The organism is Rhodococcus sp. USK10, assembly GCF_019378875.1.
Taxonomy (GTDB): domain Bacteria; phylum Actinomycetota; class Actinomycetes; order Mycobacteriales; family Mycobacteriaceae; genus Rhodococcus_F; species Rhodococcus_F pseudokoreensis.
Genome location: NZ_CP076047.1, coordinates 656,671 through 678,520, shown reverse-complemented (window position 1 = coordinate 678,520; position 21,850 = coordinate 656,671). Strand labels below are relative to the sequence as shown.

17 protein-coding genes and 3 pseudogenes are annotated in these 21,850 nt (G+C 63.9%); 1 reads left to right on the top strand and 19 read right to left on the bottom strand.

Features of this window, described 5'->3' with window-relative positions:
* Positions 1–2: 2 nt before the first annotated feature.
* The 12 genes from I1A62_RS03645 to I1A62_RS03590 all read right to left on the bottom strand — a co-directional run bounded on the left by I1A62_RS03645 (position 3) and on the right by I1A62_RS03590 (position 14,417).
* Positions 3–371 (bottom strand): DUF4286 family protein, encoded by a 369-nt coding sequence (locus I1A62_RS03645; protein ID WP_219454196.1) that lies wholly within the window; start codon positions 369–371, stop codon positions 3–5.
* Positions 372–413: 42 nt separating this feature from the next.
* Positions 414–1,415, bottom strand: a complete 1,002-nt coding sequence (locus I1A62_RS03640; protein WP_219454194.1) for an alpha-ketoacid dehydrogenase subunit beta — start codon at positions 1,413–1,415, stop codon at positions 414–416.
* Positions 1,408–2,385, bottom strand: a complete 978-nt coding sequence (locus I1A62_RS03635) for a thiamine pyrophosphate-dependent dehydrogenase E1 component subunit alpha (RefSeq protein WP_219454192.1) — start codon at positions 2,383–2,385, stop codon at positions 1,408–1,410. Before I1A62_RS03635 ends, I1A62_RS03640 begins: the two co-directional genes overlap by 8 nt.
* 106 nt (positions 2,386–2,491) lie before the next feature.
* Positions 2,492–3,274, bottom strand: a complete 783-nt coding sequence (locus I1A62_RS03630) for an IclR family transcriptional regulator (RefSeq protein ID WP_219454191.1) — start codon at positions 3,272–3,274, stop codon at positions 2,492–2,494.
* A gap of 108 nt (positions 3,275–3,382) precedes the next feature.
* Positions 3,383–4,162 (bottom strand): SDR family NAD(P)-dependent oxidoreductase, encoded by a 780-nt coding sequence (locus I1A62_RS03625; protein ID WP_219454189.1) that lies wholly within the window; start codon positions 4,160–4,162, stop codon positions 3,383–3,385.
* A 42-nt stretch (positions 4,163–4,204) separates the two neighbouring features.
* The gene (locus tag I1A62_RS03620) at positions 4,205–7,645 is read right to left on the bottom strand and encodes an ATP-binding cassette domain-containing protein (protein WP_219454187.1); all 3,441 of its coding nucleotides are present in this window, start codon (positions 7,643–7,645) and stop codon (positions 4,205–4,207) included.
* Positions 7,646–7,711: 66 nt separating this feature from the next.
* Positions 7,712–8,911, bottom strand: coding sequence for an ABC transporter substrate-binding protein (locus I1A62_RS03615; RefSeq protein WP_219454185.1), 1,200 nt, complete (start codon positions 8,909–8,911; stop codon positions 7,712–7,714).
* 136 nt (positions 8,912–9,047) lie between these two features.
* On the bottom strand, positions 9,048–10,142 hold the full coding sequence (locus tag I1A62_RS03610) for an alcohol dehydrogenase catalytic domain-containing protein (protein ID WP_219454183.1): 1,095 nt from the start codon (positions 10,140–10,142) through the stop codon (positions 9,048–9,050).
* A gap of 69 nt (positions 10,143–10,211) precedes the next feature.
* The gene (locus I1A62_RS03605) at positions 10,212–11,681 is read right to left on the bottom strand and encodes an aldehyde dehydrogenase (RefSeq protein WP_219454181.1); all 1,470 of its coding nucleotides are present in this window, start codon (positions 11,679–11,681) and stop codon (positions 10,212–10,214) included.
* Between the two features lie 38 nt (positions 11,682–11,719).
* Positions 11,720–12,043: an NIPSNAP family protein gene (locus I1A62_RS03600; RefSeq protein WP_219454179.1), complete on the bottom strand. Its 324-nt coding sequence runs from the start codon at positions 12,041–12,043 to the stop codon at positions 11,720–11,722.
* A gap of 233 nt (positions 12,044–12,276) precedes the next feature.
* A complete protein-coding gene (locus I1A62_RS03595) occupies positions 12,277–13,047 on the bottom strand; it encodes an alpha/beta fold hydrolase (RefSeq protein WP_219454177.1) in 771 nt (256 codons plus the stop codon).
* The gene (locus I1A62_RS03590; RefSeq protein WP_219454175.1) at positions 13,044–14,417 is read right to left on the bottom strand and encodes an MFS transporter; all 1,374 of its coding nucleotides are present in this window, start codon (positions 14,415–14,417) and stop codon (positions 13,044–13,046) included. Before I1A62_RS03590 ends, I1A62_RS03595 begins: the two co-directional genes overlap by 4 nt.
* A gap of 259 nt (positions 14,418–14,676) precedes the next feature.
* Between I1A62_RS03590 and I1A62_RS03585 the strand changes: the two genes are divergently transcribed.
* A complete protein-coding gene (locus tag I1A62_RS03585; RefSeq protein ID WP_257890519.1) occupies positions 14,677–15,030 on the top strand; it encodes a Shedu immune nuclease family protein in 354 nt (117 codons plus the stop codon).
* Between the two features lie 89 nt (positions 15,031–15,119).
* Here the strand turns inward: I1A62_RS03585 and I1A62_RS45815 are convergent.
* The 7 genes and pseudogenes from I1A62_RS45815 to I1A62_RS03560 all read right to left on the bottom strand — a co-directional run.
* Positions 15,120–15,461 (bottom strand): annotated as a pseudogene (locus I1A62_RS45815) (integrase); the annotation flags it as partial.
* A pseudogene (locus I1A62_RS03580) lies at positions 15,439–16,158 on the bottom strand (IS21 family transposase); the annotation flags it as partial. The pseudogenes I1A62_RS03580 and I1A62_RS45815, both read right to left, overlap by 23 nt.
* 132 nt (positions 16,159–16,290) lie before the next feature.
* Positions 16,291–17,352 carry an IS110 family transposase gene (locus tag I1A62_RS03575; protein ID WP_219454173.1) on the bottom strand — a complete coding sequence of 354 codons (1,062 nt, stop codon included), beginning with the start codon at positions 17,350–17,352 and terminating at the stop codon, positions 16,291–16,293.
* Between the two features lie 657 nt (positions 17,353–18,009).
* A complete protein-coding gene (locus tag I1A62_RS47025; RefSeq protein ID WP_257890403.1) occupies positions 18,010–18,378 on the bottom strand; it encodes a hypothetical protein in 369 nt (122 codons plus the stop codon).
* Between the two features lie 130 nt (positions 18,379–18,508).
* Positions 18,509–19,199 (bottom strand): annotated as a pseudogene (locus tag I1A62_RS03570) (transposase).
* A gap of 72 nt (positions 19,200–19,271) precedes the next feature.
* Positions 19,272–20,600 (bottom strand): MFS transporter, encoded by a 1,329-nt coding sequence (locus tag I1A62_RS03565; protein ID WP_219454171.1) that lies wholly within the window; start codon positions 20,598–20,600, stop codon positions 19,272–19,274.
* Between the two features lie 57 nt (positions 20,601–20,657).
* Positions 20,658–21,770 carry a hypothetical protein gene (locus I1A62_RS03560; RefSeq protein WP_219454169.1) on the bottom strand — a complete coding sequence of 371 codons (1,113 nt, stop codon included), beginning with the start codon at positions 21,768–21,770 and terminating at the stop codon, positions 20,658–20,660.
* Positions 21,771–21,850 lie beyond the last annotated feature (80 nt).

Sequence of the window (21,850 nt, the reverse complement as noted above, 5' to 3'; positions counted from 1 at the left end):
GTTCAGGCCTGGGTGGCGGGACGCGTTGCGGCCTTGACTTTTTCGGGAGGCACCGGGTGGGTGATCTCCCGATACACGGTGCGCACCACCTTCTGGATGTGCGGAGTCAGCTCGGTCTGCCACTGACTCGGCGGGGACACGTCGCTGTATGCCGGGCTCGTCAACACCTCTCCGTTCTCGACCTCGTACATGGTGAGGTATTTGGGCTCGCCCGACTCGGCGACGAAGCGGCGCGCCGACAGGAACCCGGGCAGCGCGGCCCGTTCGGGGAGATGTTCGTAGTCGTACCACTGGTTGAACTCGTCCTCGAAACCCTGCTCCACGTCGGCGGCGATGAGCACGATGCGGCGGGCTTCCTTGTCGGCGGGCATGGTGGTTCCTCTCTGGCGGTGCGGTAGTGGCCAGGTCAGGGGTTAGTCGGCCAGCCAGTCGGCGATGGTCTGTGTGATGGTTTCCGGGCTGGGCAACAGCCCGCTGACCAGACTGGGCGCCGACGGCAAACGGGTGTCGGGGGCACCGAGGCGCAGCGGTGGGCGCTTCAGCGCCACACCGGCTCCCGTGACGCGCGCCACCACTTCGGCGCCGAATCCTCCGGTGACGTTGGCCTCGTGTAAGACCGCCAGCGATCCGGTCTTCTGGACGCTTGCGATCACGTCGGCATCGGGGAACGGGTTGAGCCATGGTGTCTCGATTACTTCGGCGTCGATGCCCTGTTGATGTAGACGTTCGGCGGCGTCGAGGGCCTTGGCTGTGATGGCGCCCCATGTCACGACAGTGACGTCGGTGCCCGCCCGTCGCAGTCGGGCTCCACCCAGAGGCTCGACGGGTCCACCGAGTGTGACCTCTGATTTCTCCCCGCCGTACAGGGTGCGGTTCTCGATGACCAGCACAGGGTCGTCGCTGCGGGATGCGGCCACCAGCAGGTCGTAGGCGTCCTGCGCAGTGGTGGGCATGCAGACGCGGATACCTGGAACGTGCAGAAAGAAGGCCTCGAGGTTCTGGCTGTGCTGCGCGCACGCCCCGGGCGCCGACCCCTGCTGGGTGCGGATCACGACCGGCGCTGAGGCCTCGCCGCGGCTGACGTACCGGACGTTGGCGAGCTGGTTGACGATCTGGTCGAGTGCCACGAGAGAAAAATCGATCCACATGATCTCGACGATGGGACGTCGGCCCAGCATGGCAGCGCCCACCGCCGACCCCAGGATGGCCGACTCGCTGATCGGCGTGTCGAACACCCGTTCGCCGAACTCTTTGTGCAGGCGGCGAGTGATGCCAAAAACGCCTCCTGGTTTGGCGACGTCCTCCCCGTAGAGCAGGACCTCGGGTTGCTCGTCGAGGCAGCGCCTCAGCGCGGCGTTGATTGCTTCACCGTAGGTGAGGTTCTTGACGGCAGTGGCCGTCACGGTCTCAGACATAGAGGTGTTCCTTTGCCGTTGTCGGATCAGCCAGCGGTGCGCTCAGCGCGGCCTGTGCCGCCCCGTCGATTTCTGCACGTGCGGTGGACTCGGGGCCCGCGATGTCCTCGTCGGCGGCGCCGGCAGCGCGCAGTCGCGCACCGAGCACGGCGATGGGTTCCTCTTCCCGTGCTTGGTCGAGTTCGCCTGGGCGGCGGTACTGTTCGACGTCGCCGACGTAGTGGCCGACCAGCCGTGCTGTCATGGCCTCGATGAGGGTGGGTCCACCGCCGGAGCGCGCGATCTCGAAGGCTTGCCCTACGCGGGCACGGACCTCTGCCGGGTCATTGCCGTTGATGCGTTCCCCCGCAATGCCGTAACCGGCAGCGCGCCGGAACAATTCGGGCTCACCGACCACGTCCTTGATCGCTGTCAGCTCCGACCAGTAGTTGTTCTCGCAGATGAAGATTACCGGTAGGCGACGAGCTGCGGCGAAGTTCATCGCTTCGTGAACGGCACCCTGGTTCATGGCACCGTCACCGAACACCGTCACGGCGACGCGATTGGTGCCGTCGAACGATCCCGCCAACGCCGCGCCCACGGCGATCGGGGCGCCGGCTCCGACGATGCTGTTCTCACCGTAGAACCGGTAGGAGGGCGCAGTGAAGTAGGCCGATCCTCCTCGGCCGCCGTTGATTCCTGTTGCGCGGCCCAGGATTTCGGCGATGATCCGCTCCGGCGGAACGCCGCACCCCAACGCCCAGGCGTGACCGCGGTAGGTCGCGAAGACGGCGTCGTCCTCGCCGAGCAATGAGGCCACGCCGGTCGGGATGGCTTCCTGTCCGATATCGAGATGGATGGACCCCACGGCGGGGCCCTCCATGCGCAACTCCCGGATCTTCTCTTCGAGTGCGCGCATGCGCCACATCTGGTGGAGGTCGGCGAGACCTCGTGCGACATCGATCGACGCCGCAGTGTCGGTTGCCGTCATAATTGCTCCTGATTCATATAGTGAAATCAATTATTGCTTTATGAAGAGGCTAGGTGAGGTGGCGATCACAGTCAACAGGGGAGGCGGGTCGGGCGTGCGGAACCGATCACTCAGAAGTGGAGCGTGGAACGCCGCCGTCGACCATCGCCACAGCCTGTTGCAGCACCTCCAGGAAGTGGCCGGAGTCGGAGCGGAAGCGCTCCACAGGAGCGGAGATGGTGTAGCAGCCTAGCAAGAGACTGCCTTTCAGGATAGGCACTGCAAGGCAGGCCACTCCCTCGGAGAACTCCTCGATCTCCTCGGCGTAGCCGCGAGCAAGCACCGAGGTGATCTCCCGGTCGAAATCACCGCGCTCGACGATCGAGTGCGGCGTGGCCGCTTCCAGACGATGGGTGGCCAGATAGCGTTCGCGATCCTCGCCGGGGGCGAAGGCCAGCAGGACCTTGCCGGACGCACGGGCATTGGCCGCCCCCCGGAAGCCTCGGTCCAGATTGATGACCTGCACCGCGTGCGCACCGCGCATTCGCTCCAGCACGGTGATCGCGCCGTCACGCCAAGCACTCAGGTAGGCACTTTCGCCGGTGCTGTCGACGATGTGCCGCAAGGGCGCCACCAGCTCGGGTGGAATGACCGTTTGTCGCGCGTGTGCGGCGACAAGGAGTTCCATTGCCAATCCGAACTGGTACTGACGACGGTCGTCCTTCATCAGCATCGTCGAGTCCACCAGCGTGTTGAGCATGTGATAGGCGGTCGGCACCGAGCTACCAAGCTCCTTGGCGATCCGGTTGACGGTACGTTCACCCTCGGGAAGGGTGGCGATGAGCTTAAGTAGTTCGACAGCGCGACTGACCGACTGGATCCGTGTCCCGCGTGTGGCGTCCTTGGCCATCCGGCCCCCGTTTCTCCTCGGCGCCGGCCGCTGCGCCGACAGTCAATCCGTGTTCATGATACTCGCATCTTGTTCACATCGTGAACCACTCCCGCCGTCTTGCCACCTCTATTGCGCTCCTGGAATACGATGCAGCGCCGCACCCCCGTCCACATCCACGATCTGTCCGGTCATGTACGAGGCGTGATCGGACACCAGGAACATCACCACATCGGCGACATCGGCGGGAGTGCAGGCCCGCTGCAGCGGGAAGGTCTGCGCGACGGACGCGAGCACCTCGTCATCGGAGCGCCCGGTGCGGGCTGTCTTCCAGTTCAGGATGTCTCGGCCCATCCCGGTTCCAGGTGTGCTGACCGGAGCCACCGCGTTGACTCGGACGCCGGGTGCCAACTCCGCCGCCGCCGACTGGACAACGCTGTGCAGACCGGCCTTGGACGCCGCATACGCGTGGACCAACGGAGAACCCGTGCGCCCCGCTTCCGAACCGATCGCGACGATGACACCGCGCGAGCTGGCCTGCAGCGTAGGCGCAGCCGCTTGGATACAGAAGAACGCCCCTCGCAGATTGACGGCCATCAGCCGGTCCCAGTCCGCTTCGGCGACCTCGGCTATTGGCTTGATGTGGATGATGCCGGCACTGAGCACCAGGGTGTCCAGGCCGCCGAGCGCTTCCACTGCCTGTCCGACCGCCGCGTGCACGCCGGCGACATCGGTGACATCGCATTCGACGCCGATCAGGCCGTCGTCGTCAGCCGACGCCAATTGGGGACCCGGCAGATCCCCGATCGCGACCTGCGCTCCCTCGGCGCGGAGTTTCCGCGCGATCTCCCGACCCATCCCCGACGCTCCGCCGGTGACGAACACACGTCTACCGTCCAAACCCAGCATTCAAAATCTCCTTTCGTCTCGTCCTACAGATATTCTTCTCGTCTACAGATAGATGGCCTGTACCTCATGAATGCGATCCAGGAGCTCAACGCTGCTATCGGCGATCTCGATCGAGCCGCGACGCATGACGTAGGCCCGCTGCGACCAGTCCAACGCCACCTTGACGTGCTGTTCCACCACGAGAACCGCCACCCCCTGCTGCGCCGCGGCTGTCAGCGCCTCCCAGAGCCGGCGCACTACCAGGGGGGCCAGCCCCAGCGACAGCTCATCGGCCAGGATCAACTGCGGGCGCCCGGCGATAATCCGGGCCAACGACAGCATCTGCTGCTCGCCGCCGGAGAGGAGCCCCGCCCGTACCCCAATCCGGGTTTCGAGCTCCGGGAACAGCGCCAGCGCCTCGTCCGGGTCGCCGCGGCCGAGCAAGAGGTTGTCACGTACGGTGAGTTCCCGGAACACCGCGTGCTCGTCAGGCATCAGGGCCACTCCGGCGCGGATCCGGTTGTGCACCGAGCGTTGTGGCGCACCCCCAAACAACTCGACGCCACCACCGGACGGACTAATCACGCCGGAAATGGCGTGCAACAGGGTTGTCTTGCCCGCGCCGTTGGCCCCGAGCAACGCCACCACTTCACCGGCGCGCACGTCGAGAGTGATGTCGTGGATGGCGTCCACTCCGCCATAGCCTGCGCTGAGCCCACGAACACTGAGCACTGGTGGCCCCGACTGGGAACCGGCCTCGGAGTGCTCGGCACCGCGCCGGGGCTGTTCCTCGGTTGCGCCCAGGTACGCGGAGATCACCTCGGGATGCGCCCGGACCTCGGCCGCGACCCCCTGCGTGATCACCTTGCCCTGCGACAGCGCGAGCACCCGGTCAGAGACATCCATGACAAGCTCCACGTCATGCTCGATGATGATCACGGCCATGCGCCATTCCTGCGCGAGCCGGCGTACGAGCCGGCGCATCTCCGCGCGGTCGACCTCACCCAGGCCCGCGGCCGGCTCATCGAGGAACAACACCCGCGGCCCACTGGCCAATGCGCGCGCGATCGCCAGCAGTTTACGCTTACCGTACGGGATCTCGCTGGGCGCTTTGTCGAGCAGATCATGGAGCCCGAACTCCTGCACCGCCGCGACGACGGCGGGCGGCACGGGCTTGCGCCCCGGCCAGACAAGGCAACTGAGCCATTGCCACCACCCGCCCTGCCGCGCCGCGGTCAACAGGTTGTCAGCCACGCTCAGGTCATCGAACAGTTCCAGCGACTGGAATGACCGCGAAACTCCGATCGTGCTGCGCCGGTGCGCAGGCAGCACCGACAGGGACCTGTCGTTGAGAGTCACCACCCCGCGCGAGGGCACGTAACCGGTGATGGCGTCCACCAGCGTCGTCTTGCCCGAACCGTTGGAACCAATGATGCCAAGCACCTCACCCCCGCGCACTTCGAAATCGACGCCATCGAGCGCGCGGGTAGCTCCGAAAGTCACTGCGAGTTCATGCACACTGAGCACCGTGTCTCCGCTGGAGCGAGGGGCGCCAGCGCCCCCTTCGCCGAAGCGACGGTGGAGTTGGGCCTGCCGCCGTTCGGCCCGCTTGCTCCGGCGCGTCTGCCCGATCCGCCCCAGCGGCCCGATCCGCTTGAGCGCCGAACCGACCGCGGCCAGGGTGGTGGGAACGACACCGTCGGGGTTGAGCAAGATATTGACCAGCAACAGCACGCCGGCGATCAGACCCAGCCACTGCCCGAGTCCGATCTCGTCGACGACAGTCCCGCCGATGCTGCCCGGAGGTACCGCAACGCCGCCGAACACCGCGCCGGAGATGTAACCGACACCCCCGAGCGTCGACTGGATCACCGCGGTCACCGAACGGAACGGGTCGTAATTCCCACTCATCACCACGGTGGGAAGCCGCCAGGCGCTCAGTATGCCCGCCACCGCGGCGATGGCACCGGAGACGACGAACGCGTACAGCTTGACCTTGGTGACGCTGATTCCCAGTGCGGCGGAGGCCCTTTCGTTGCTGCGAACTGCGATCAGTAGCCGGCCCACAGCGGAGCGCCGCAGGTTCGACACTGCCATCGCCACCAGGGCCAACAACGCCACCGCAAAGACGGCGTAACCCCGCGGATCGAGTGTCTCGTCGAGAGTCCATCCGGCCAGATTCGCGGTGCCGACTTCGATGCCCGCGCCGCTGTTGTTGACGTCGCTGCGGTTGAACAGCATGACATTGAGGGTGGTGGCCAACCCGAGAGTGACCACCGCCAATGTAACGCCTCGGGTCCGCAGCGAGGGTAGGCCCACCAGCAGTGCCACCGGCAGGGTGGCCAGCACGCCGGCCAGCGCCGCCAACGGCATGGGCCAGCCCAAGTGCCCGACCAGCAGAGACGCGGCCAGCACACCGACACCACCGATCGAGACCTGCGCCAAGGACAGCTGGCCGGCGTAGCCGGTCAACACCACCAGTGACAACAGCAGCATTGCTGCGATCGCACCCGTGGTCAGCGCAGCCACCCACACCACGTCGGCGGTCACGATAAGCAACAGCGCCACCGCCACCCAACCCGCGAGCCACCATCGGGACATCACGCCGGAACCGACCCTCGGCAATATCGCCGCGGCGAAGTCGCGTCCGGGAAGGCTGTCACCGCGCACGATCAGCACCACCATGATGACCAGGAACGGCAGTGCGTCGGACAGCCCAGGTAACGGTGCCAGCAGAGCGGAATCGGCGAACCGGGTCAACTGCCCCTGAGCTAGACCGATGAACACGCCGCCCGCCAACAGCAGGGGGAACGACCGAAACTGTCCGCACAGCGCAACGGCAAGGGTCGGGATCAGCAGCGCTGTCGACAACGACGGAGTGATCGAGTAGACGGGACCGACGAGCACACCGGCAGCGGCGGCCAGCAGCCCGCCCACCGACCAGTTGATCGCCGCGTTCACGTTGACGGAGTGCCCCAACAGCGTTGCCGCAAGGGAATTCTCAGCCACCGCCGAAGTGATCCGGCCGAAGTCGGTGCGCTTGTAGGCCAGCGACAGACCGGCAACCAACGCGAAGCACGCGATCACGATGGTCAGGTTGGCGATGCTGGTGGTGAACGGTCCGAGCTCCACTCGGCCCTGCGGCAGGAACGGTGGCGGGATCTGCGGGTTGGAACCGTATCTGATGTCGAGCACCGATTGCAGGATCACCAAAACCGCAAGGGTCGCAATGGCTCTGGTCAGGGTGCTGGCGCGGCGCAGGGGGTGGATCGCGACGAGGTAGATCAGCAGTCCCAGAACCGTGCCGATCACCAAGGTCATCGGCACGGCCACGGCCGCACCCAACCCGTGGGAGCGCATGTCCAGATAGGCGAAGGCACTGACCAACGCCACGCCGCAGTGAGCGAAATTCACGACTCCGGAGGACCGGAACACAACGACCTGCCCGAGCGCCAGCACGGCGTAGATCGATCCCAGGACAAGCCCCAGAACAATAAACTGCATGATTACGGAACTCCCGGGGTCGGGGGGCCGAGTACGTCACCCGGCCAGGCTGTGGGGGATGAGGGCCTAGCGGTTGTCCAGCGATTCTGCGAGTTGCGGCTTGACATCGATGGGTTCGGGTCGAGTCATCACATACTGCTGGCCGTCCCACTGATAGCTGTAGGCAAAGGTGTTGAACGTCCTCGGAATCCCGGCCAGCCCACTGTCGGCGGGGAACCCCGGAATGGGTGCCACCACACCCACATCAATATTCTTCATCGAATTGAGCGCGTTCAGCACGGCTTTGGGTGATTGGTCCTCTAGACCGGTCATCGCCTGCGCGACGATCTTCACTCCGGCGTAGGCGCCCTCGGAGTTGGTGTCCTGGATGGCCTCGGGGTTGACCTCGTTCATTCCCTCGGAGTAAACGTCGGCCGCGGCTGCTGTACCCGGCAACTTGAAACCAGATGTCGAATAAACCCCGATGGCGGCCTCGCCGAGGTCTGCCATCGATTGCGGCGGCAGAGCCGGTGTGGCCCCGGAGACCTTGACCTTAGCGCCTGAGTTGTAAATCGCTTTGACTGCAGCCAAATTCAGTGCGGGCGGGTTGAGCATGAACACACAGTCCGTGCCACCTTCGAGGAGAGTGGCGACCTGTGCGGTGACATCGGTGGCCGTCACGGTCGAAGACACGGTCCGCACGGGGCTCGCCGTCGGCACGTTCTCAGCGAAGAAGTCGGTGATGATCTCGGCGTACTCGGCGGTGATCGGAACATCCGAGCTGAACACCCCGGGCTTGGTGCACTGCTCATAGCCGGGCATGGCAGCCGCCACGGCGAACAACACGCTCGGCGTGCTGGTCAGGGGGAAGGAGATCGGGCTCTTTCGGTCGAGAGCGCCGATGTCGTTTCCGCCCACCGCGGGGATATTGGCCGCTTCCAGACCCCGCACGATGGCGTCACTCTGCAGGCTCTGCATCCCCACAACGGCAGACACTTCCTCCGCGACAGCTTTGCGTGCGCACGCGGCAGCAGCATTGGGGTCGTTCTGCGAGTCGCAGGTCAGCAGCGCGATGGTTCGTCCGTCGATCCCGCCGGCTCGGTTGACCTCATTGACCGCCGCCTGCGCACCATCGACGATCTGCGGGAAGGAGAATCCTGGTGCGGTCAGATCTGCGATCACCATCAAGGCGATATCGCCGTCGTTTCTCGCACCGCCACTGCTACACGCCGTTGCCGAGGCGACCAGTGCGGCACCGAGCGCTACCGTGGCGAACTTGGTGGCCAACCGCCGCCTGCGTGAGGCGGACCGATCGGCCCGGGATCGAGGCGACACCATGAGTAGTCCCTTTCGATTTCATTTTGTGACGTCATTCAGTTCTGATGAATGTGTTTGTGTACGTCCACCGACGCTGTACCGGCTGTCAGAAGCGCAGTATGCCCTTGACGATCTCGCCGTTCAGCAGATCGTCGAATGCCCGGTTGACATCCTCGAGTGGGTAGTAGCGAGTGATCATCTCGTCGAGTTTCACTTTGCCGCGCTGATAGAGATCGAGGTTGCGCGGCAAGACCAAAGCCGGGTTTCCTCCGCCGTAGACGCAGCCAACGATCTCTTTCTCGTACATCGCCAATTGCAGCGGAGGGATCTTCACGTGGTCGAAATCCTGATGACTTGCCCCGACCACCACTACTCGGCCGCCCTTGCGGGTCGCCTCGAACGCGGCACCCACGAGTTCCGGGGTCACGTAGTCCACGCAGAGGATGACAACGTCGGCACCCACCCACTGCGTGTACTCCATGACCTTCTCGGCGACCTCATCGCGGTTGGGGTTGGGCGACCGGTCGCGCACCGCGTTGATGGCGGTGGTGGCGCCGAGTTCGACGGCCTTGTCGAGTTTGAGATCCTTGGTGTCGATGGCGAAGATCTGCGCGGCACCGGCCACTGCGGCGCCCTGCACCGCCGACAGCCCCACACCGCCGCAGCCCCACACCGCGACCACGTCTCCGGTGTGGACTTGAGCCTTTTCCGTCGCGGCCCCGAATCCGGTGGTGAAGGCACAGCCCACCATCGACGCTTTGTCATAGCCGATGGATGGGTCCATCGGTATGGCCGCTCGAGAGTTCACCACGACGTACTCCGCAAAGGTACCCAGCAGCGCCCACTGCCCGGCCTCGGCGCCGCTGCTGGTGCGGTAGCGGGTGCCGCCATCGGGGTGTCGGCCGTCCAGGACAATCGTGGAGTAGTCACAGATACTGGATCGTCCGGATACGCAATACCGGCAGGTCCCGCAGGCCGGGACAATCGAAAGTACCACGGAGTCGCCGGGTTTGACATTTGTCACGTTGGATCCGACGTCTTCGACGACACCTGCTCCCTCATGACCGCCTATCATGGGTAGCATGGCCGGTGTGAGGTGTCCGGTAACCATGTGCAGGTCGGTGTGGCAGATCCCGCTGAACGGGAGGTGGACCAGGACGTCATCGGGCTGCAGCGCGGTGATCTCGAGTTCTTCCACCACCCACAGCCGGTCCTCGACGTTCCACTCCCGGTCGGTGCTGTAGGCCAGTGCGGCTTTGGTTTTCACGATTCAGTTCTCCTGTGACGGTTGCGCGTCGCCGGGACGGACATAGATGCTTTTGAGGACCTGGACAGCCGCCAGCCCTTCCGGTCCGAGTTCCCTGCCGAGCCCGCTGTCGCGGACCCCACCGAAAGGCGCATTGGGGTCGTTGGCGTAGAAGTTGACACCGATGGTGCCGGTACTGATCCGCTTGGCGAGTGCCTCCCCCCGCTCGGGGTCGGCGGTCCACACCGTTCCGCCAAGACCATAGGCACTGTCGTTGGCGATGGCGACGGCCTCGTCATCGTCGCGGTACGGGATCACCGTCAGCACCGGGCCGAAGATCTCCTCGCGTGCGATTACCGCGTCGACCTCGACGTCGGTGAACACCGTCGGGGATAGGAACCAGCCGGTGTCACGGCCAGCCGGGCGGCCACCACCGACGGTGATCGTCGCACCGGCGGCCCGTCCGAGCTCGATGTAGTCCTCGACGCGTTGGCGCTGCCGCGCGGACACTAGTGGTCCCACACGAGTTTTCGGGTCCAGCGACTCTCCGATGACAGCAGAGGACGCCAAGTCACTGACCGCGTCGACCATCTCTCGGTGCCGTGAGCGCGGTACCAGGACGCGAGTCCCCAGATGGCAGATCTGACCGCTCATGGCCATCGTCGCGTCGAAGAATCCGTCCAGATGGGCACCGAGGTCAGCATCGTCGAGCACGATGGCCGCAGACTTGCCGCCGAGTTCCAGCGTAACCGGACGGATCAGGCGGCCGCATTCGGCCGCGATCAGGCGGCCAGCCGCGGTGGAACCGGTGAACGACACCTTATCAACCCCGGGGTGACTTACAAGGTAGGCGCCGAGTTCACCATCTCCGGGGATGATGCTCAAAACTCCTGGGGGAAGCCCAGATTCATGCGCGGCTTGGGCAAGCAGGAACGAGTCCAGCATGGCTTCGGGCGCGGGCTTGAGCACGACGGAGCATCCGGCGGCCAGCGCGGGTGCGATCTTGATCATACTCTGTACTTGCGGACCGTTCCACGGCACGATCGCGGCGATCACCCCGACCGGGTCCCGGGCCACCACCGTGACCGAGCCGTCGGGGCCCAGCCTGCGTTCGTCGGCGGCTGTCGCTTCGGCCAGATCGGCATAGTACCGCAGCACTTGCACGGGAAAGCGTTCGATGCCGCGCGACATCGAGATCGGCATGCCGTTCTGTGCACTGACACGCCAGCTCACATCGGCGGCCACCGTCTCCAACCGATCAGCAAAGCGGTGCAGGGCGCTCGCGCGTTCCTGGACCGACCAGCTGGCCCAACCTCCCGCGGCAAGCTGGCTGCGCGCAGCGGCGACCGCCGCGTCCACATCGGCGGCGGTCCCCGCCGGAGCCGAGCCAACACGTTCCTCGTCGTTGGGCGAGATAACCGTGACACGGTCTGTCCCCGAGGACTTCCGCCATTCGCCGGCGATGTACAGGGTGTCGTAGTCGAGCACGTCCATTGGTGTTTGCACCTTCGGTGTCAGAGGTGGGCGGCGGATCAGGCGCGGAATGCAGTCGGGTCGAGGATCCGCCGGCGCACCGTGCTGACCAGCGGTCCGTCCTTCTCACTTTCGGCGCGGACGGTCTGCCACGCGGGGTCACCGTGGAATGCGTGCCACTTGTGTTCCATGTCGCCGTAGGAATCGAACCGCAGGGCGAAGACCAGTTCGTTGTTGCTCACGTCGCCGAATTCCGTCTTGCTGATGAACATCAGGTCCATGCCGTGCTTCTTGAAGAGTGCTATCGCGTGGTCGTTGAAGCGCTTGACGACGTCCCCCATGCGGCCCGGGACGGTGGTGTACTCGCGAAGTTCATAGATCATGTTCACATTCCTTAGTTAAATTTCAATTGGTGAAAAGGCTATGGCGAGAGGCATGTCACTGTCAAGCACTTTGCCGGCGCCGATTCACACCACTGCGCCCTCGGCGCGTTCCGAACCAGCTATCCGCGGCGCGGGTAATTGCGTTGTCTCGCACGACAAATGACAGATCCACGAACGCGGCGGCCGAGGGGTCTGCCAAGCCGGCCACTGTCGGCGCGCCCCGTCTTGCGCGTCTACCTGTCGAGTTCTGCGGTGGACCAGAAGGTCTCGAAGGCCTGCGCGGCCCGCGATGGGTCTTCTAGCATCCACCAGTGCCCCAGGTCCGGAAAGGTCACAACCTCGGCGCCGCACCGCTGGGCAACCTGCCTGCGCATGAGGTCGGTACCGGTGTTCGGATCACGCAGTGGGTTGATCACCAGACCGGCCGCCGGCAGCGGGGCGAGCTTCGCTCCGGCGTCGCTGAGCACCGGCTGACGCGCAGAGCGATACAGGGACAACACCGCTGCGGGAAGAGCGGGGTCCTGCCGCTCGGCCATCAGTGCGGCCCAGTGCGCGGGCATCCCCTTGGCCGCCAAGAAGTCTGACAGCCTGTCCGGGTCGCCGCCGAAGATCGACGACGTGTGCTGCTCACCGACACCGGGTTGCTGCCACTGCGCGGCACTCTTGTGCCAGCGATAGCCCGGCGCGAACATCCCGGCGGTGTCGCTGGCCCAGCTCAGCACGAGGTCCGGTCGAGCCGATACGGCGTTGATCACGTGCAGCCCACCCCAGTCGTGCCCCACCAGATGCACCTGAGCTCCGATGCGCTCGAGCTGGGCGATGAGCCAATCGCGGTACCCGTCCATGGTGCACGCGAAGCCCGCGGGGAGCGGACAGCCGAAGCCGGGCGGTGACAGGCAGCTCACGTCCCGGTCGGGCAGTGATCCGATTAGAGCAGCCCACACATCCGCGGTCTCTGGATTGCCGTGCACCAGCACGACCTGGCAGCTCGACCGACATTTCATAGCAACAGATTCGGCTCTTCCGGATTCTCGGCGATGGAGCCGATCTTGTACAGCACGACCAGGCTGGCCACGACCCAGGCCAGGATGTAGAGCACCAGAAAGCGCGCCGAACCGTCGGCGGCGAGTACCAGCGCCGTCGCGACGAACGGCGTGGGGCCGGCGATGAGGGCGCCGCTGGTTTCCTTAGTGAACGCCACACCGCTGTAACGCACCTCCGTGGGGAACAGGTTGGCGAACACCCCCGAGTAGGCGCCGGCGGTACCCGCGTAGGTGATGAGGAACGCCAGCGACATGCACAGGCTGCACACCAATAGATTTCCGGTCTGCAGTCCGGCGAAGAACGGAACGATACCCAGTATCGTTGCGACCAGTGCGATGCTCCATACACGGCGGTACCCGAAGCGGTCACAGAGATGACCGGCAATGGGATTGGCGATGATACCGACGGCTGTGCCGATCGATGTTGCCGTCAGCGCCGCCATCGCCGACATGCCCACCGTATTCTTCAAATAGCTTGTCACGTAAGTGATCAGCGTGTAGGTAAGCACGTTGTTGGCACCCATCAGCACAAAAGCGAGTGCGATCTCCCGCCGCCGGGATTTGAGCACCCTGGAGATCGGGGCTTTGGTGGCCCGCGCCTCCGACGCCTCGTCGATCGCTTGGTCGAACTCGGGGGATTCTTCGAGCTTGGCCCGGACATACAGAGCCACCACGAAGAGCAGGCCGGCCGTCAGAAACGGCACTCGCCATCCCCACGACAGCAGCTGGTCTTCGGGCATGCCCGAGACGAACAGGAAGGCCACACTGGCGAGCAGAACGCCTACCAGTGAAGAGGTTTGGGACAGCGAGGTGTAGAAGCCGCGGCGCGCGACCGGGGTGTGTTCGGCGACCACGGTAAGCGCTCCGGCCAGCTCGGCCCCCGCGCCGAAGCCCTGAGCGAGGCGCAGAAGGACCAGGAACACCGTCGCCCAGATGCCGATGGTCTCGTACGTCGGCAGGAAGGCGATGGCGAAGGTGGCCGTGCCCATCAGCACCAAACTGGACATCAGCGCGGGTTTGCGGCCGTACTTGTCTCCGATGTGACCGATGACGATCCCGCCGAATGGGCGGGCTAAGTAGGCGACACCGAATGTCGCGAAGGCAGCGAGCAGACCCACCCCGGGTGACGCCCCGGGGAAGAACAGCTGGCCCGCTACGAGAGCAGCAACGGTGCCGTACAGGGAATAGTCATACCACTCGATGGCCGTCCCGACGGTTGCGGCAAGAACTGCACGACGCGCCCTGGGCGGAAGCTTGGGGCGTCTTCCTGCCGTGGATGAATCAGTAGGCCCCACGGAGTGTCTCAGCGGGTGTCCCAGCATCTCGGCCATCCAGATCTCATTTCATAGTATGAACTGCAATGTAGTTACGTGAATTTTTCCATATGACCTGGATCACGTCAAGGCCCGGAGTGTGGTGCGCGCCGGAGAAATTGCAACCCGAACCGGCTTAGTAAGGCGCATCCCGATCGATGTCCCCCTTCTCGCAGTTATCGCGGAGCCGCTCGGTATCCATGACGATCTGCTGGTGGATCTCACTGCCGATCGCAACTCAATGGTGTTCGCGGAGATCTAACACCACGAAACGTCGCTGTTGGGGAAGGAATACCGGTCAGGGTGTTGGTCGCCGTCATCCGAGCTCAGCGGCGGGGCCACACAGATTCAGCAGACGGTACATCGAGCGGCTCGCGACATCCACGGCAGACTTGCAGAGAAGGATGAAACTGGATCCGACACCGGCGAACACACGTACTTGGTTCGTCCTCGTGCGTTCCTGATTGTGGGCAACCTGGCACAGCTACGTGGGCAAAACGGTGTGAACCAATCAAAGTTCGAGTCGTTTGAGCTGTACCGTCGAAATTTGTACGAGCCGGAGATCATCACGTTCGACGAGTTGTTGTCACGGGCCGAATGGCACTGCACCTTGGTAGACGGAGAGGTATAGAGCACCATACTGCCGTACTCGTACTCGTACTCGTGGTCGTGGTCGTGGTCGAACAGATGTATCGAACGCAATTCTGCTCAGTTTCGGAGTCACAACCCAATGTCCGTGACGGCGTTGCCGGCGAGGGGTGCGTGCTCGCGTCTGTACACCTCGACGGAATCGAGACTGACGTGTCCGGTTTGGCGGGCGATGGCTGAGCCGTCGGTGCCGTTGCGGGTGCCCTGCGTAACGACGCCTGCGCGGAGGGAATGCCCGCCTAGCTTGGCGAGCGCTGTGGGGTCGTAGCCGGCGTGTTCGGCGCGGCGGCGGATGGTCTGGTGGACCGCTGCCCCCGAGAGCGATGTGGCACTGAGGTTGCCGTTCTTCGCAATCGCTCGGAGCAACGGTGCCCGCGCGGCGGTCCGGGGTACTCCCCCACGGCACGTAGGCGCGGTTGATCTTCGGGTCGTACAGGTCAGGCCGGTCGACCCCGGTTTTGAGGTTGTCGCACACGATCCGGGCCGGCGTGCCGCCGAAGAACTCGAACGCCGCCACGTGCGAGGCGCACCACGAACTCTGGTCCATCCGCAGCACCGGCTGCACGAACAGCATCCGTGAGCAGGACAGGATCATCGCGAACGCCCACACCGCCACCCGCCGGTCGGTGGCCGGGTTGCGCCACATGCCGAGCTTGCCGTAGTCGACCTGAGCCTCGTCGCCAGGCGGGACCGCGCCACGGGCCACCGTCACCTTCGACTCCGCCACCTGATCGGCGAATTGCGCTGCCACATACCGTCGTACCGTCGACTCGGACACCGTAACACCGTGGTCGTCACGCAGGCGTTGCGCAATCGTCGCTACCGTCACCGACGCGGTCAGCTGCCCGTCGATCCAGTCGTGATGCGCGGCGATCGCCGGCCACGTCACCGCCCGCGCCACCGGGTCGCCGACCTCCGGGAACCACCCCGTGATCAGCTCCCACCAGAGCGGCTCGTCGAACTTCCCACCCTCGCCCGGCGTCAACCCGGCCGCCACGGCGGGAGCCAGGTATTTCCGGATGGTTTTTCGGTCGATATCCAGGGCCTCCGCGATCTGCACCTGCGACCGGCCGGCATGCCAATGCCGGAACAACTCCATCAGATCGATCATCATCCACGTTCTCCTCGCCACCGTCAGGCCCCTTCCCGGGCCCCGTAGTCGGTGACCCAGTCAGGAGCGAACCTGCAGCAGCACCCGAACCCCCGGCCGACACGCCCCAGGGGTGGGGTGCCTCTCTGTTTGTCAAGCGGCCCTCGCGGATTGATTTTCTTCTGGTCGAAGACGCCGCTTTTCGTCGGCGAGCATGATGCGCCAGACATGATCGGACAGGTGACGTTTGAGGGCGCGCCTCGCCGCAGCGGGCTTCCTGCCCTCGGCGATCTTCTTGTCGTAATAGGCGCGCCCGGCACTGGCGGGCATCCGGATCTGAACCACAGCGACGGTATAGAGCGCGCTGTTGAGTTGTCGGTCGCCGTAGCGGGAGAGGCGGTGGCGATCGGTGTCCGCGCTGGCGATCTGCACCGGCGCCGAGCCGTTGTAGTTCGCAAAGGCCGCCGCGGTCGGGAACCGATCGGGACGGCCGGTGCGGCCGATCAGCCGGGCCGTGGTCACCGCACCGATGCCGTCGACCTCGCGCAGGCGGGTGCCGTGCTCGTCGAGCGCATGGGTCATCTGCTTCTCGTTCGCCGCGAGCTGGTCGTCGAGGCGCCGGACGTCGGCAATCAGATCCCGACACAGCCCGACCCGCACCCGGTCCACCTCGCTGCGCGCGCGGAAGCCCCGCAACAGGGCGGTCGCTGCAGCAGCGGTCAGCGAGGTCGGCGCACCCCCGGCGAGCAGCTGACGCAGCAGCGCGTGGAGTTGATTCACGATGCGAGTTCTGCTGCCCAACAAGTTTGTTCGTCGCTCGTCGAGTAGGGACAGGATGTCGGTGGGACCCCCCGGATCAACCGGGCGGGCGTCGCCCTGTGCGGCGGCGACGCACGCCGCTGCCGCGGCATCAATGCGGTCGTTCTTGCGGCGGCCGCCGCGGGAGAGTTCCCGGACCCGGGCGGTGGCCGTGGTCGGAACGTCGAGGGTGACCTCCCCGAGGACGAGCAGCCACTGCGCAAGGTGATGTTCGAGACCGTAGGCATTCTCGACCGCCCACTGGCGTTGCGGCCAGGACTTGGCCCAGGCGATCAGCGTCTTGTAGCCGGTGAGGGTGGCGCCGATGCGGATCGAGCCGAGGTCGGTGTTGGTGGCCGGGTCGACCGCGGTTGCGGTGTGGGTGGACTTGTGGGGATCGATGCCGATGACGATCATGGAAGGCGGTTCCCTTCTCTGCTCGGATTGGGGAATCCGCGGAGGACAATCCGACTTCAAGTACCTCTCACAGCAGCTTGGGGTCACGCCTCTCTTCAGTCACTCCGCGAACGCAGACCGGAAGGGGTGGACACACCCCTACCAGGGTCAACCCAACGGGCGGGTGACAGGAATTACGCGAGTCAGCCCTTCCGGTCTGCTACGGAACGCTACGGGTAGCTGACCCGACCACGGACCGCTGACACTCATACAAGTCGGAATTACGTGACCGCTGACAGTGCTGAGACATCTAACGCACCGCACAATGAGGTGATGAACGCACCGATACCGTGGATTCGCGTCGACCCGTCGGGTTAGGGTCATTCCCGGAGGACAGGGATCTGTCGTCTCCAGGATCGTTACGACTAACCCGCGCTCGACCCAGCCCTCCGAGTCTCGTCCGTGTATTGACGCGATGCAGGACTTTTCCACATCGCGTGTGTGAATGGAGTTGGGTTCGGTCACCCAAAAGACACCGAAGGTGGCCTGCTCGGTCAACCTGGAATGCCGGGATCCTGCCAGGACATCAGGATCCTCATGCGACGTCTCCGCGGAATAACGCAGTCGATCGCCTCGACCTGCCAACGCAGCAACATGGAAAGAGTCCTCGACCGATTGCTAGTGCTTCGTGGGGCAAGTAGTTTGACGGTCAAATTGTCGCGAGACACTAGAAGCTCCGGTCACACCCAATGACGTGTGGGCCGCCGACTCGACGGGCCGCGGGTACATTCTCGCTAGAATGCGTATCTCGTCTTGGAGACCGTTCGATTCAGGGATGACCTGCCACAATCGCTCGATAAACCGGCGCATTGTCATTCCGAAATGCACAAGGACTTCCTCCTCCGGGGCGCCCCCGAATGGTGCCCACCTGCTGGCAAACTCAATGAGGCGCTCCGCCTCGGAGTCAGGATGGTTGCGTTTGCGGTTGGCTTCGATCCAAGCGGCGCGACGCCGTTGGCGCCACTGGCGATACTCACGAGAGTTCATGGGAATTCACACATCCAATAGTAGGGATAGCCGAAGCCTGGAAACTTTGGGGACCTCGATGCAGCAAGGGAAATACGCAGAGCGCCAGTCGCTCTCGAATGTCAAAGTACTTATGTCACGCCGCACAGGGTCAGCCCGGCGTTCCAATGGCGACGGGTACGCCGGTAGCGTCGTTCCAGGTGGCGAATCGGCCGGTCATTTCGGAGCGATAATAGCTCGCGGTGAGCTTGCGTCGTCCTGGCCGCAAGTGCGGCGAAATCGCACTGAACGCCGCCAGAAACCGTTGTGCCGCACCCGGTGAACGGAAGAATTGCATGGCGCGTTCGCGCTGCCCGGTCGGTTGGTGCGAGTTTTCGGCCCGGTTGTTGAGGTAACTCGAGCGCCGATGTTCGACCGATGGCATCAGGTATTTGTGCGCTACAACGCAACTGGCAATCGTGTCGGTCACCAGCACCCTCGGCACGCGGCCCTGTTTGCGCATCAGCTTGCCGAAGAAGCGCTTCGCTGGCCTTCGCGTTGCGGCGGGACTGGACCAGGATGTCAAGGACCTTGCCGTCCTGATCGACCGCCCGCCACAGGTAATTTTGGATGCAACCGATTTTCTTGACTAACAGCTCGTCCAGAAGCCATGTTTCGCCGAGTTCGGGAGCACGGCGGCGCAGGCCACGGGCGTATTCGGGCCCGAACTCCGCGACGTCGCGCAAGCTCAAAAGGTGAACCTGTAGTAGCCACACGCCGTGCGCGACGATCTCCGCGGAATAGCGGTGCCGTTTATACAGCGACCGCGTCACATCCGCCCGCGTTCCGTCTCCACGACTCATCCGACCATCACCCCTGCTTCACGGCCCAGTTAAGTTGACAGAGTGGCCATTGGCTAGTGGAGTGCACAAACGCTAGTCGCCCAAGCTCTCCCCGACCCGTTCACCGGTGTGTAGAACTGCCAACAACGCCAACAGACAGAGGCCGATGATGACTGCAGATATCAGCTCGATGCCAACGTCCAAGGTGATTAAGGCACTGGCAATCAATGGGGTGAATCCAGCGATCACCGCACCACCCTGGTACGCCACCGAAATGCCGGTGTTACGCACCTTCGTTGGGAACAACTCGGGTAGCAGTGCACCCAGGCCTGCAGTCATCGACGTCGAGATTCCCACGAAGAGGACCGCAAAGGTGAGGAAAAGCAGAACGCCGTTGCCCGAATTGAGCGCCAGGAAGGCTGGATAGGCGAGGATGATGAACGCAGTCAGCGAGACAAAGAAGATGGGACGTCTGCCGACGCGGTCGCCGATGATTCCGTAAATCACCATCGCCGGAATACCGGAAGCCCAGGCAACCATCAGTGCGGCGAGCACCGTCGTCCGGCTGTGACCGGCGTCGACCGCGTAGGTGATTGCCCAGCTGCCGTACAAAGTGGTGACAACGATCGTCGGAGCTACGATGAAGATGCCTCGTGCGATCGCGAATCCGTGGTCGCGGAAGCTGCCGGAGATCGGGTTCTTCACCTTCCTCTCCTCCGCTTCGAGTGCCTCAAAAATCGGGCTCTCGTTCACCTTCAGCCGGACATATATCCCGATCGCGAAGATGACGAAACTGACAAGAAATGGGATACGCCATGCCCAATCCAGCATGACGTCGCGAGGCAGTGAGGAGACGATCATCATCGCTCCGGTCGCCCCGAGTCCACCGGCCGCCAACCCGACCTGCGAGAGCGACGTGATAAGGCCGCGCCGTGACGGCGGAGCATGTTCAGCCGCCATCAAGGTGGCACCACCCCATTCGCCGCCGATGGCAAAACCTTGCAGCATGCGCAGCAGGACCAACAGAATGGGCGCGAGCAGCCCAACCTGGTCGTAGGTGGGCAGCAGACCTATCGCCCCGCTGGCCAAGCCCATTATGAACATCGTGATCAGCAGGACCTTCTTGCGCCCCACACGGTCGCCGAGTCGACCGAAAAAGAAGCCGCCCAATGGGCGAACCACGAATCCGGTGGCGAAGGCGGCAAAGGATGCGATCAAAGCGATCGAGTCCGACAGTCCGCTAAAGAACAGTGGACCGAAGACCAACGCCGCTGCCGAGCCATACAACAGGAAGTCGTAGGACTCGATGGTGTTGCCGAGGAAGCTCGAGAGCGCGACACGTCGCACCTCGCGAGGCACTTTGTCTACTTCGGCACGACCAGTGCCCGATGGACGGGACTTCGGGATCGCGATATCGCTCATGATTGGCTTCTCTCTTACTGATACACCGAAAGGTGCGGGTGATTACTATGGACGGGACTAGCTGGTCAAACCTGCTGGGCGGTAGGGCCCTTGGATGAAGTGTTCAAGAATTCCGATACCCTGCCGGTCACCATCGGTGACCCGGACGAGGTGCTGGACGTGGTAGTTTTCGCGACGCGTGGGGTCTAGGTCGTCGGGTCTGTATCGTTCAAAGTCGATGACAGAATCTCCCTGCCATACGCCATGCGGCCATCGTGGGTGTGTGTAGCCGACGCCTCGCTGATGAAATCGCCGCAGCGGTGTGTGCTCGATAGTCACGAGAGTTCCACTCTCATCGGCCGCGGTAATTCTGGCTGCCTGAATCCACCGTGTGCCTTCCTGATGGTTGATCTCGTGGCTGACGATCTGAAGTTGACGTACCGCGCCGTCCTCGATTCCGGGGATGTCGGCCGGTGATTGATAGATCGGAACTTCGGCGCCGTCACGTACTAGTGCCTTACCTTCGGAATCATCGAAGAGAAGTGCGTGGGTGACACGGTCATCGTCCCAAAAGAGCTGCGACCACAAAAACATTGGGCGGTTGGGCTCAATCGGTCCGGGGAGTTCGGGCTCACCGAGTCGGCGGACACCCCAGGAGCGGTCTTTGACTCCGTAGCAGGTGTTCGCGTCGACCTCGATGAGTTCCTCGCCTGTCTGCACCCACCCCGACCAGCGGCCGTACTGATTGTATCGAGTCGTATCTGTTGTCCGACGGACACCTGACCACACCACCTGGCGCGGCTCTTTGACTGCAGCCGAGTGTGCGGTGAATGTCAGCTCCCCCGAGATGCCAGAGTCGTTTTCTGCGACGGTCACAACGATGCGACGCATCGGTTCGGCAACCGTCATGATGACCGGGCCGACCGACAGCGAACGACGGTCGCCGGGGGCCCGACCTGAGGCGAGGAGGCAATGCTGAACACCGTGAGAATCGAGGATGCTGAACCCGCAATCGATTACACCGCGATTCGGGTAGACTCCGATGGTGAAGCCGAAGTAGTACTGGCCGCCGACGTCAAATCCGCCAAACCAGTTGCGGTCATATACATTACGATCGCTAGAGACGGGCAGGAGGACTGGCTCCGGAGTTTGGTGAATGGCATACTCATCAAATGGACTAAGAGACAACACGGGCACCTTTCGTTATAGCGGGGCCAGGATCCCACAAACATGGAAGTCAGGAAGATGGGGCTAGCAAGCGGTAGTTGGCC